This is a genomic window from Oxalobacteraceae sp. CFBP 8761, assembly GCA_014841595.1.
Classification (GTDB): Bacteria; Pseudomonadota; Gammaproteobacteria; order Burkholderiales; family Burkholderiaceae_D; genus Telluria.
The window spans coordinates 1583858-1595990 of sequence record JACYUE010000001.1; the positions used below are offsets into that span (position 1 = coordinate 1583858).

Consider the following 12133-nt stretch of genomic DNA (forward strand, 5'->3'; position numbering starts at 1 on the left):
GGTCCCCATCGTCTAGAGGCCTAGGACATCACCCTTTCACGGTGAGTACCGGGGTTCGAATCCCCGTGGGGACGCCAAGAATTTGGCAGATGTGCCGCGCCAGCGGCGGCGCATGGAAGTCAGCAGCATCATGTAGTTGTAGCGCGCTCGTTAGAGCAAAACAGTTTTAGGTCCCCATCGTCTAGAGGCCTAGGACATCACCCTTTCACGGTGAGTACCGGGGTTCGAATCCCCGTGGGGACGCCAGTTTAAAACCGGGGTAGACCAACGCGCTTGCGCGGAGAGGTGCTCCGGTTTTTCTATTGTGGCACTACATTTGTGTGCGCAATGATTTGGTTGTAAAGTAGGATCGCAGGATCGTTATTGTGATGGCTTGCGAAGGTTGCCACAGTCTTGTGATGTTTTGCGTTGCAGTCAGCGGCATCGGGCAACACGCAGTCGGTAATATGCAGCACCAGTTTTAGGTCCCCATCGTCTAGAGGCCTAGGACATCACCCTTTCACGGTGAGTACCGGGGTTCGAATCCCCGTGGGGACGCCAGTTTAAAACCGGGGTAGACCAACGCGCTTGCGCGGAGAGGTGCTCCGGTTTTTCTATTGTGGCACTACATTTGTGTGCGCAATGATTTGGTTGTAAAGTAGGATCGCAGGATCGTTATTGTGATGGCTTGCGAAGGTTGCCACAGTCTTGTGATGTTTTGCGTTGCAGTCAGCGGCATCGGGCAACACGCAGTCGGTAATATGCAGCACCAGTTTTAGGTCCCCATCGTCTAGAGGCCTAGGACATCACCCTTTCACGGTGAGTACCGGGGTTCGAATCCCCGTGGGGACGCCAGTTTAAAACCGGGGTAGACCAACGCGCTTGCGCGGAGAGGTGCTCCGGTTTTTCTATTGTGGCACTACATTTGTGTGCGCAATGATTTGGTTGTAAAGTAGGATCGCAGGATCGTTATTGTGATGGCTTGCGAAGGTTGCCACAGTCTTGTGATGTTTTGCGTTGCAGTCAGCGGCATCGGGCAACACGCAGTCGGTAATATGCAGCACCAGTTTTAGGTCCCCATCGTCTAGAGGCCTAGGACATCACCCTTTCACGGTGAGTACCGGGGTTCGAATCCCCGTGGGGACGCCAGACAGAAAGCCGGAGCCGGCCACGACAGTGGGGCTCCGGTTTTTTTTCGTCTGCGACAGGCTCGCGCGGCGCTTCGTACTTCACCAACCTGACACCCGCAGCGTGCCGAACGGATATGGCAGCGTCGGTCCTTGATTCGGCATGCCCTGCTGTTGCATACCCTGCTGTTGCATACCCTGATGTTGCATGCCCTGATGCTGCATGCTGACCCCCACCGCGCTGAGCCATCCACCGTCATGGGTTGCCATGCCATGCATGCCAACCGGCGCACCAAACCCTGCTGCCGTGCTCTGCCAGGGCATCGTTTGCTGCGCCGTAGGCAAGCCCAGCGCCACCAGCGCATCGGGCAAACCATAGCCGATGTGGTTGGGATCATTCAGCGTGACAGGGCGCGCGCTCATCCGTAGAACGTGGAATAGCCGTTCAACCCGTTCCGGCGAGCGGGCCTGCAGCATCGACCCGAATTCGGGCCTGTGTGCCAGAACGAGCGCAGCCAGGCCCGACACATGTGGCGCCGCCATCGATGTCCCGTCCCATGCGGCGAAATTATTTGGTGGCACCGACGACACGACGGCCACACCGGGCGCGCACACATCGACCTGTGGCCCGAAGCAGCTGAAGCGCGCCGTGAAGTAGCCATACACGTCGATGTCGGCGCCGATGGTTTCCGCATGGTAGCTGTCGGACGGGAACTCACCGATCTTGCCGATGGCCGCGACGGCCAGCACATGTGACGATGACGCCGGATATTGCACGGCAGCGGCGGAGTTGCCGGCGGCGGCAATGCAGGCCACCCCGGCCTGTTTGGCGCGCACGATCTGGCGCTCGAGTGCTTCGGAGGGCGCCGAGCCGCCCAGGCTCATGTTGACGATGTCGATGCCTTGCTCGATGCAGTATTCGAGGGCGTCGATCAGCTGACTCACCTGGCCACCGGGGAACAGCTTGCAGACGTGAATTTCGGCCTCGGGGGCGAAGCCGCGGATACCCCATGCGGGATCGGTGGCGGCAATCACGCCGGTGCAGTGCGAGCCATGGCCGAGCGTGTCGACATTCCAGGTGCTGCGGTCGGTGCGCTTGTTGATGACGTCGAAGCCTTCGTGGATCTCGTTCAGATTGCCATGCGTGGTAGCGGCACCGGAATCGATGACGGCCACCTTGATGCCACGCCCGCGATAATGCTGGGGCACCTGGTCGAGGCGCATGGCACGCGCCCCCCAGCCCATGGCATTTTGCTGCGGCAGGCCGCGCAGCGCCGGCCATTCGGCCAGGGGGCGCAGCATGACGACGTTGGCCTCTTGCAGGCTCAGGTCGGGATCGCGCTGGTAGAAGCTCCAGTAATCGGCGCGTGGTTTTACATACAGGCCGCTGATCGTGTGGGGATCGTCGCCATACAGGCGCAGGTGCGCCACGCCGTCGGCGCCGGTGACGGCAGTGCTGGGCAGCACGCCACCGAACAGCGAGACCTCGACCTCGGGCAGCGGCCCACCGTCAGTGCCCACGACCGCCAGCAAGAGTTCGCACTGCGGGCCCTGGTAGGGCGTGAGCGAGCTGACCAGGTCGGGGCGGCGCAGCATGGGGTCGAGCAGTGCGAGGTGCTGGTCGCGTTCGACGAGCAACTGGCCCTGGCCGCGCTGCAGCAGTTCGCCGGCTTTTTGATCGGTCATGCGCGCGACGACAACGCCCTCGGCGCCGTCGCCCATCGACGATGGCCCGAAACCGGCTGTGGTCAGCCCGGCGCGCGGCGTGATGGTGTCGACCACGTCGATATCAGGCATGGCGGTGAGCGCTTGCTGCACCGATGACAGGCCCAGCGGCGTCATCCAGCTGCTGGTGCCAAATGCACCGAGCACGGCACGCGGCGCCACCAGGTATTTTTTCTTGCGCTCGGTGACCGGGCGCCCGTGCGCAGGGGTGGGGCTGCTGCCGGTATCGGCGCGGGCGTCTCCTGCGCCGTCATGCAACTCGGTGGGCGTCTGCTGCGAATCGGCAGCACCGCCTTTTGCTTGTTTGGCCATAGTGTGTCCTTTGCCCGGCGCCGCTCAGTCGGACAGTGAGAGGGGTTCGTCGGGTTCGATCGTTAACTGGTCAAGAGTCTGCTGCCGCAGCCGCTCGGCGGTGGGCGCGTCGGTTTCGACGACTGCCGTGTGTGGCGGGCCGGACGACGGACCGATCAGGTCGACAACCTGCACGCCGGGTTCGGCGCTCAGGATCGCCAGGAACCGGACGAGTTCGTTGTCGTCGCTCGCAGCGCGCACGATGTAGCGGCCGGGACAAGCAGGGGGCAGGGAAGCCGGCATGGCGGGGACTCCTCGGCGCCAGATCACTGCAGGCAGTTGCCTGCAATAACCTGGCTATATGTCATGGTGTGGTGTGGCTCATGGTTTAGTGCACGGTTTGCTGGCCGAACTGGCCAGACTGGCCGTACTGCGCTTGCTGACCGGTGAACTGGCCACCGAGTTGTCCCCCGAGCTGGTTGCCGAACTGCTGCCCATACGGATCAACGGATGCGGGTATATAACGGCCAAGCTGCGCCGCCACGCCGCCGATCGCGGCGCCCAGGCCCTGGTTGCCCAGTTGCTCGCCGATGAAGCCGCCGACCGGCCGTGCATACTGGGTGATCGCATTGCTGAGCCAACCCTGCGGCGCCAGTTGACCGCCTTGCTGCACGATTTGCTGTTGCAGCATGACGGCCTGTTGCTGGACCTGCTGCAGCAGTTGTTGCAATTGCTGCTGCTGGGCCTGCAACTGCTGTAGCTGGACCATCGGGTGTTGCTGCTGGACCTGCTGCTGCCCTTGCGGGTCGGCGCCGAGCGGCAATAGCCGGGCATAGCCGGAATAGTCGCTGATCATGTTGCCGAGGTGGCGGTTGCCGGTCAGGTTGCCGACCAGGGCGCCGGCAGGCTTGCCGATCGTGCTGATCAGATTGCCGAAGAAACCGCCCTGCGGGGTCAACTGCCCTTGCAGCTGCTGCATCTGCTGTTGCTGCTGAAGTTGTTGCAGTTGCTGCAGCTGTTGCATCTGCTGGAGTTGCTGCAGCTGTTGCGGATCGATCTGCTGCTGCGCACCCATGGCAGCGGCGGGATCGACCGAGAATGGCGACAGGTGACCGAGGAAGTTGCCGGCCATTTCGCCGATGCGCCCGCCCGCGCCACTATTGCCAAACCAGCCCCCGATGCCGCGGCCAACGGCGCCGCCTAGTGCGCCGCCGAACATGCTGCCCAGGCCTTGTGGTGCAAACTGTGGTTGACCAAATGGTTGTTGAAATTCGTTCATGGTGCTAAGCCTCCGGTTGATCGGTCGCGCTGAGGCTGGCTTGAAACAGCAAGGGCCTGCCACAAACGACCGTGTTCATATAATTCGCGCCGCGGCGTGACCGGTGGCGCGAGGGAAGGGCAGGATGGCGGCCTTTCGAGGCTGCTTTTCCTGCAGGTAGGCGTTCGACCGGTGCCTGGCAATGAAGTTTTGGTCTTATGGCGATGTGGGCAACGTTAAAATCGCGCTTTGCGGTAGCGCAGACGCGCGTCAGAAAGCGCCAACTTTCTTCGCGATGCGCACTGGTGCTTGAGAAAAATCACCACGTAAATCCGGGTTAGAATGACGACCCTCGTCTCCGCGCGTCAAAGCACCGCCCGCATCCATGTCCCTGTCTTCCTCCGCGCCGTCACTGGCGATTTTCTGCAAGGTCATCGATAACTATGGGGACATCGGCATTTGCTGGCGCCTGGCGCGCCAGCTGTGCCACGAGCATGCGCTGGCGGTCACGCTGTGGGTCGACGACTTGGTCAGTTTCCGGCGCATCTGCCCCGAGGTGGATCCGGTGGGAACGCAGCAAGCGATACAAGGCGTCACAGTGCGTCACTGGCAGGATCAGGATGGCCAGTTCGACGCCCGTGACATCCCCGACGTCGTCATCGAGTTCTTCGGTTGTGAGCTGCCGCCCGACTATCAACGGGCCATGGCCGCCCGCACGCCGCGCCCCGTATGGCTGAACTACGAGGGCTTGACGGCCGAGGACTGGGTCGAGGGCTGCCACCGCCTGCCATCGATGCATCCCCGCCTGCGGCTGACCAAGCATTTCTATTTCCCGGGCTTTAATGCGCGTACCGGCGGGCTGCTGTACGAAGCGGGACTGGACGCGCGCCGTCGTGCATTCCAGCAGGATGGCGCTGCGGTGACCGATTTCCTGGCCCGGTTTGGCGTGACCGCGGCCGAGGCAGCAGGGCGCAAGGTGTCGCTGTTCTGCTATCCGGATGCACCGGTCGCGGCACTGTTTGACACCTGGCGGGGCGGCGCCACCCCCACGCTGTGCCTGGTGCCGGAAGGCGTCGCGTCCGCGCAGGTCAGCGCCTTCCTGGGTACCGCGCCAGTGGCCGGCGCGAGCGCGCGCCATGGCCAACTGACGGTACGCGTGCTGCCATTCCTGCCCCAGGCCGATTACGACCTGTTACTCTGGGCCTGCGACGTCAATTTCGTGCGTGGCGAAGATTCGTGGGTACGGGCGCAATGGGCCGGTCGCCCGTTCGTCTGGCACATTTATCCGCAGGACGAGAATCTGCACCACAAGAAGCTGCGCGCGTTCCTGTCGTTGTACGCGCGAGGGGCGCCGGCACTGACGGCGTACATGCTTGGCTGGAACGGTGCGCAGCCGATGGATGATCACCGGGCCGCCTGGAATGCCCTCGACGCCACGTTGCCCGACATCGCAGCGCAGGCCGATGCATGGCGCCAGACCGTGCTCGCGCAGGGCGATCTGGTCACGCAACTGCTCGATTTCGTGCGCGATCTGCGGTTTGCCCAGGAAAACAGCGTATAATGCCCGGTTAGTTTCTAACGGATTCCGACGATCAAACGCAGGTCCGGGGCCTACGGCCCACCAGCCGGCGATGATTTAATGCAACTATCTTTTTACGTAAAATATCTATGAAACCCGCAAAAGAAATTCGTGTTGGCAACATCATCATGGTTGATGAAAAGCCGTTCATCGTGCTGCGTTCCGACGTTAACGGCTCGAGCCGCACGGGCTTCACCTACAAGTGGAAGATGAAGAATCTTCTGACCAATGCACCGCTGGAAAACGTGTTCCGTGGCGATGACAAGTTCGACGTCGTCGTGCTGGACAAGAAGCCAGTGACCTACTCGTACTTCGCCGATCCGCTGTATGTCTTCATGGACGCCGATTACGAACAGTTCGAAATCGAAGAAGAGAACCTGGGCGACGCGCTGCACTACCTGAAAGACGGTATGGAATGCGAAGCCGTGTTCTATGACGGCAAGGCCATCTCGGTCGAACTGCCAACCACGATCGCACGCCAGATCGTGTACTCGGAGCCAGCAGTCAAGGGCAACACGTCGGGCAACGTCCTGAAAGAAGCCAAGATCGAAAACGCCATCGAAGGCAAGCAGCACACCGTGATGGTGCCGTTGTTCGTCAGCGGCGACGACATGATCGAAATCGACACCCGTACCAACGAGTACAAGAAAGTCGTGCGTAACTAAGCACGAGTTTCTCCATAAAAAAACGCTGCCTCGGCAGCGTTTTTTTTATGTCCCGACCTTATGTTACTTGCGGCGCAGCTGCGCCAGATCCCGCACCGCGCCGCGATCGGCCGACGTGGTCAGCGCCGCATACGCCTGCAGTGCCTGCGAGACGTAACGCTCGCGCCCCAGCGGCAACCAGGCGTCCGCGCCCAGTGCGTCCATCGCCGCACGGCGGTGCGCCAGTTCCTCGGTCGTCACGCGCAGGTTGATGGTGCGCTCGGGGATGTCGATGTCGACCATGTCGCCTTCCTGCACCAGTCCGATCGCGCCGCCTTCGGCCGCTTCGGGTGATGCATGCCCGATCACCAGGCCCGATGAACCGCCCGAGAACCGGCCATCGGTAAACAATGCGCACGCTTTGCCCAGGCCTTTCGACTTGATGTACGAGGTCGGGTACAGCATCTCCTGCATGCCCGGCCCGCCTTTCGGGCCTTCGTAGCGGATGATGACGACGTCGCCGGCCACCACGTTGTCGCCCAGGATCGCTTCGACCGCCGCGTCCTGGCTCTCGAACACGCGCGCCTTGCCTGAGAATTTGAGGATGCTTTCGTCCACGCCGGCCGTCTTCACGATGCAGCCTTTTTCGGCGATGTTGCCGTACAAGACCGCCAGGCCGCCATCCTTCGAATACGCGTGCTCGCGGTCGCGGATGCAGCCCATGGCGCGGTCGAGGTCGTTCTTTTCGTAGCGCTCGGCCTGCGAAAACGCCACCTGGGTCGGCACGCCGCCCGGTGCTGCGCGGAACCACTGGTGCACGGCTTCGTCGGTACTGACCGCGATGTCGTATTTTTCAATGGCCGCAGCCATCGTCGGGCTGTGGATCGTCGGCAGCGACGTGTCGAACAGGCCGGCGCGTGCCAGTTCGCCCAGGATCGAGAAGATGCCGCCGGCGCGGTGCACGTCTTCGATATGGTATTTGTCGGTCATCGGCGCCACCTTGCACAGGCAGGGCACAAGTCGCGAGATGCGATCGATGTCAGCCATCGTGAAGTCGACTTCGGCTTCGTGCGCGGCGGCCAGCAGGTGCAGCACGGTGTTGGTCGAGCCACCCATCGACACGTCGAGCGCCATCGCGTTCTCGAACGCGGTCTTGGTCGCGATCGAGCGCGGCAGCACCGAGTAGTCGTCTTCCTCGTAGTGGCGCTTGGCGGTCTCGACGATCAGGCGGCCGGCGCGCAGGAACAGTTCCTTGCGGTCGGCATGGGTCGCGACGATCGTGCCGTTGCCCGGCAGCGCCAGGCCCAGCGCCTCGGTCAGGCAATTCATCGAGTTGGCCGTGAACATGCCCGAACACGAGCCGCAGGTCGGACAGGCCGAGCGCTCGATCTCGGCCACGTCGGCGTCCGACACGGAGGCGTCGCCGGCCTTGATCATCGCATCGATCAGGTCGAGCTTGATGACCTTGCGTTCGTTGTTCACGACCTTGATGACCTTGCCGGCTTCCATCGGACCGCCCGAGACGAACACGGTCGGAATGTTCAGGCGCATCGCGGCCATCAGCATGCCGGGTGTGATCTTGTCGCAGTTCGAGATGCAGACCATCGCGTCGGCGCAGTGCGCGTTGACCATGTATTCGACCGAGTCGGCGATCAGGTCGCGCGAAGGCAGCGAGTACAGCATGCCGCCGTGGCCCATCGCGATGCCGTCGTCGACGGCGATGGTATTGAATTCCTTGGCCACGCCGCCAGCCGCTTCGATCTCGCGTGCGACCAGCTGGCCCAGGTCTTTCAGGTGGACGTGGCCCGGCACGAACTGCGTGAACGAGTTGACCACGGCGATGATCGGCTTGTCGAAGTCGCCGTCTTTCATGCCGGTGGCGCGCCACAGGGCGCGGGCGCCTGCCATATTGCGACCCTGGGTCGTGGTGTGTGAACGGTAAGTCGGCATGGCAATCTCCCAGAATAATGCAAAAACAATGATTGAATCAGAGTGACGGCTGGCGCTGGATTTGTCCAATATATGATCGACGCGTCTGTGAGTCATTTCACCTATCACAGCCGGGCAGTTCGCCTGTCACGTTGCTGCTATGCTATTGCTTGGCCATTTGATGGAGTACACAGGCATGGAGCGCAGGGATTTTGTACGAATGGGCGTGGCCGGGACGGTATCCGGTTCGGTTGCCGGCACGAGCATGCTGGCACACGCCGCCCCATCGAAGACGGCGCCGGCCGCCATCCTCGAGGCCGGTGTCCACGCGCAGGGGCAGGCCATGCGCGCCGGCAAGCTGACGGCGCACGAGCTGGCCTCGCGTTACCTGGCCCGCATCGCGGCCATCGACCGCGCCGGCCCACGCCTGCGCTCGGTCATCGAACTCAATCCCGACGCGCTCGAGATCGCCCGCGAGCGTGACCGCGAACGCAAGGCGGGCAAGCTGCGCGGACCGCTGCACGGCATTCCGGTCCTGCTGAAAGACAATATCGCTACCGCCGACAAGATGAGCACGACAGCAGGCTCGCTGGCGCTGGATGGCGTCAAGGCCCGGCGCGACGCCCACATCGTGGCCCGCCTGCGCAATGCCGGCGCCGTCATCCTTGGCAAGACCAATCTGTCGGAATGGGCAAACATGCGCTCGACCCGCTCGACCAGCGGCTGGAGCGGACGCGGCGGCCTCACCCGCAATCCGTATGCGCTCGACCGCAACACCAGCGGCTCGAGTTCCGGCTCGGCCTCGGCAATGGCAGCCAGCCTGGCCACGCTGGCCGTCGGCACGGAAACCGATGGCTCCATCGTCTCGCCCGCGTCAACCTGCGGCATCGTCGGCATCAAGCCGACCCTGGGCCTGGTCAGCCGCAGCGGCATCATTCCCATCGCGCATTCGCAGGACACGGCCGGGCCGATGACGCGCAGCGTCGCCGACGCGGCGCTGCTGCTGGGAGCACTGGCCGGCGCCGACCCGCAGGATGGCGCCACGGCGCGTGCCCCCGCCATCAATTATGCGAACGCGCTGCGCAAGGATGGCTTGCGCGGCAAGCGCATCGGTGTCGCGCGTGACTTTTTTGGCGGGCATGACGGTGTTAATGCGCTGATCGAGAAGGAACTGGGCGTGCTCAGGGCGCAGGGCGCGGTGCTGGTCGATGTCACGGTGCCCAATACCGACAAATACGGCGCGTCCGAGCTGACCGTGTTGCTGCACGAATTCCGGCCCGACCTCGAAGCGTGGCTGGCGACCTATGCGCCGCATGCGCCGGTCAAGACCATGGCCGACATCATTGCGTTCAACCTGCGCAATGCAGCGCGGGAGATGCCGTTCTTCGGTCAGGAACACTTGATCGCAGCGCAGGCGGCGGGTGGCCTGCAGGCGCGCGACTACGTGAAGGCACTGGCGAATAACCAGCGCTATTCGCGCGACAAGGGGATCGATCAGGTGCTGCGTGCCTACAAGCTCGACGCGCTGGTGGCGCCGACCGGCGGGCCGGCCTGGCTGACCGACACCGTCAACGGCGACCATTACGGCGCAAGTTTTTCGTCGCCGGCAGCGGTGGCCGGCTATCCCCATATCACAGTGCCCGCAGGGTTTATCCACGGTTTGCCGGTCGGGCTGTCATTCGTTGGCACGGCGTGGAGCGAGCCGGCGCTGATCGGGATGGCGTACGCCTACGAGCAGGCCAGCCGGCGCCGCCGCGCGCCGACCTACCGGGCGCGCGTCAGCGCGTAAATCACTAGCGGCGCGCCGCCCCCTTGGCCTGGCTGAAGACCGGGCCCCACAGCGGGTGGCCGTGTTCGCCGGGGCTCAGGTCGAAGCCCGGATCAAGCCGGAACGCGCCGTCGAACGTCTCGCGGCACAGCGCCTGGCGCCCGCTCACGCAATAGCTGAACGCCGTGTATTTGGCGGCGGACAGGCGTTCGCGCGGGGTGCCGGTTTTCATGTCGGCGCTCGTCAGGCGCCGGATCGCACCGTTGTAATCGCCGTCGTTGTACAGCGCGATGCCTTCGCGCAGCGCGACATCGCTGCGGTCGACCGTGCCGGCGGCAGGGCGGTTCGTGCGGTCCGCGCGCTGGGCACGTTCAGCGCGCGGGCGCGCATCGTCGGCGCGGGGATGGGCGCGCGCGGCTTCCTTGCCGCCCAGTGCCGGGCCGAATTCGGCGCAGCCAGTCGCCATCACGGCGATCAGCGCCGCAGGCAGGTGTTTCATGAAACGGGTGCTCAAGGCGTTTTCTCCTCGGTGAAATCAAGTTCGATCGTACCGCTCTGGCCTTCGGCCGACTGCACGGTCACCGTGTGCTCGGGGAAGCCCGGGTTGACGATGCGGATCGTGTGCTCGCCCGGCGGCAGCGTGATGTGTTTGAGCGGCGGCGTGGCGCCGCGCTCGACGCCATCGACGACGATCGTCCCCCACGGCTGGATCAGGAGTTTATAGGTGGTGCCGGCGACAGCCGCTTCGGGCGGTGTGCCCTGCGGCGCCAGGCGCACGGCGGTCGGTGGTACGGCAACGTCGGGTTTGGCTGGCGGCGGGGTGGCAGTGGTCGCGCGCGGTGCGGTCTCGTCGATGACGGGGGCGTCGAGCCGTGGCGGTTCTTCGGCCAGCGTCACCAGCGGCGCGGGCGCGGCTGCCGGCACGGTCGCCTCGGGCGTCTCCGGCAGCGCGGACATGTCTTTCATGCCGCTCAGGTCGGCCTGGCGCGTCAGTGCGAACAAGGCGGCCAGCGCGGCCAGGATCAGGAGGATGGTGCCGACGATCAGCGGCCAGCGTGTCTTGTTGCGCCGGGCAGCGACCGGGGTTGGCGCGGGCGCCATCGGCGTCGATGCGTTGGCGGCGGCGCGCATCGGGAGCGGACCGGGGGCGGGGGGAGGGGGTGGCGCTGCCGGCGCTGGCTTTGGCACCGCTACTGGTTCAGGCGCGCGGACAGGTTCTGGCGTCGGCGGAGGGGCCGGCGTCGGTGCCGGCGTAGGCATTGGCAGCGGCACCACTGGCGCCATGGGCTCGTCGTCGATCGGTGGCAGCGAGATGGCGGGCTTCGGCGCGATGACGGCAATGCCCAGCAGGCCGCGCATCTGCTCGATGGTTTGCGGCCGCACGGCGGGGTCGGGCGACAGGCAGCGGTCGAGCGCCGCGAGGAAGCTCTCGCTGTACTCGGTCAGGCCCAGCGTGCGCAACTGCGCGACCGGTGCCAGTTCCTGTGAAATCGCGTAATGCATCACGGCGGCCAGGTCGTACAGGTCGCGTGCTTCGTAGTCGGCCGGCACGGCGGTGTCCGGCAACTCGCTGTAGCCCGGCACCAGCATCGGGTCGCCGGCCTCGAGGATGTGCAGACTGTCGGGCGTGATGCGGCGGTGCGGCACGTTCATGCCGTACTGGACTTCGAGCGATTGCAGCACCTGACGGATGATGCGGCGGCACCATGGCTCGCTGACCATCTCGTGGTTGTACTCGACGATCTCGCGGGCCGTGCGGCCGTCGAGTTGCTGCGGGGGCGTGCTGGGGTTCATGGCATCTTGCCGGTCGCCGCTTGCGCGGGCCGAACGAAT

Annotated in this window: 9 protein-coding genes and 5 tRNA genes; 8 read left to right on the forward strand and 6 right to left on the reverse strand. The window is 64.2% G+C overall.

Features of this window, described 5'->3' with window-relative positions:
- Position 1 precedes the first annotated feature (1 nt).
- The 5 genes from IFU00_07035 (at position 2) to IFU00_07055 (ending at position 1128) form a co-directional block, all read left to right on the forward strand.
- Positions 2 to 77 (forward strand) — tRNA-Glu (locus tag IFU00_07035).
- Positions 78 to 170: 93 nt separating this feature from the next.
- Positions 171 to 246, forward strand: a tRNA-Glu gene (locus IFU00_07040).
- A gap of 218 nt (positions 247 to 464) precedes the next feature.
- Positions 465 to 540: transfer RNA gene (locus tag IFU00_07045), tRNA-Glu, on the forward strand.
- A gap of 218 nt (positions 541 to 758) precedes the next feature.
- A tRNA-Glu gene (locus tag IFU00_07050) sits at positions 759 to 834 on the forward strand.
- 218 nt (positions 835 to 1052) lie between these two features.
- Positions 1053 to 1128: transfer RNA gene (locus IFU00_07055), tRNA-Glu, on the forward strand.
- An 80-nt stretch (positions 1129 to 1208) separates the two neighbouring features.
- Here IFU00_07055 and IFU00_07060 read toward each other — a convergent pair.
- The 3 genes from IFU00_07060 to IFU00_07070 all read right to left on the reverse strand — a co-directional run bounded on the left by IFU00_07060 (position 1209) and on the right by IFU00_07070 (position 4401).
- Entirely contained in the window at positions 1209 to 3143 is a 1935-nt protein-coding gene (locus IFU00_07060) for a S8 family serine peptidase (GenBank protein ID MBD8542037.1), read from the reverse strand.
- Positions 3144 to 3167: 24 nt separating this feature from the next.
- The gene (locus IFU00_07065; protein ID MBD8542038.1) at positions 3168 to 3425 is read right to left on the reverse strand and encodes a hypothetical protein; all 258 of its coding nucleotides are present in this window, start codon (positions 3423 to 3425) and stop codon (positions 3168 to 3170) included.
- An 85-nt stretch (positions 3426 to 3510) separates the two neighbouring features.
- Positions 3511 to 4401 carry a hypothetical protein gene (locus IFU00_07070; GenBank protein ID MBD8542039.1) on the reverse strand — a complete coding sequence of 297 codons (891 nt, stop codon included), beginning with the start codon at positions 4399 to 4401 and terminating at the stop codon, positions 3511 to 3513.
- Positions 4402 to 4765: 364 nt separating this feature from the next.
- On the opposite strand from IFU00_07070, the gene earP reads away from it, so the two are divergent.
- Together earP and IFU00_07080 are read left to right on the forward strand one after the other, a co-directional pair.
- On the forward strand, positions 4766 to 5941 hold the full coding sequence (gene earP / locus IFU00_07075) for an elongation factor P maturation arginine rhamnosyltransferase EarP (protein ID MBD8542040.1): 1176 nt from the start codon (positions 4766 to 4768) through the stop codon (positions 5939 to 5941).
- A 107-nt stretch (positions 5942 to 6048) separates the two neighbouring features.
- Positions 6049 to 6624 carry an elongation factor P gene (locus IFU00_07080; GenBank protein ID MBD8542041.1) on the forward strand — a complete coding sequence of 192 codons (576 nt, stop codon included), beginning with the start codon at positions 6049 to 6051 and terminating at the stop codon, positions 6622 to 6624.
- A gap of 63 nt (positions 6625 to 6687) precedes the next feature.
- Here IFU00_07080 and ilvD read toward each other — a convergent pair whose 3' ends face one another.
- Positions 6688 to 8553 carry a dihydroxy-acid dehydratase gene (gene ilvD, locus IFU00_07085; protein ID MBD8542042.1) on the reverse strand — a complete coding sequence of 622 codons (1866 nt, stop codon included), beginning with the start codon at positions 8551 to 8553 and terminating at the stop codon, positions 6688 to 6690.
- Between the two features lie 175 nt (positions 8554 to 8728).
- Between ilvD and IFU00_07090 the strand changes: the two genes are divergently transcribed.
- Positions 8729 to 10321, forward strand: a complete 1593-nt coding sequence (locus tag IFU00_07090) for an amidase (GenBank protein MBD8542043.1) — start codon at positions 8729 to 8731, stop codon at positions 10319 to 10321.
- A 4-nt stretch (positions 10322 to 10325) separates the two neighbouring features.
- Here IFU00_07090 and IFU00_07095 read toward each other — a convergent pair whose 3' ends face one another.
- Complete coding sequence (locus IFU00_07095; GenBank protein MBD8542044.1) at positions 10326 to 10799, reverse strand: TssQ family T6SS-associated lipoprotein; 474 nt, start codon at positions 10797 to 10799, stop codon at positions 10326 to 10328.
- An 11-nt stretch (positions 10800 to 10810) separates the two neighbouring features.
- On the reverse strand, positions 10811 to 12094 hold the full coding sequence (locus IFU00_07100; protein MBD8542045.1) for a PEGA domain-containing protein: 1284 nt from the start codon (positions 12092 to 12094) through the stop codon (positions 10811 to 10813).
- Positions 12095 to 12133: the final 39 nt, after the last annotated feature.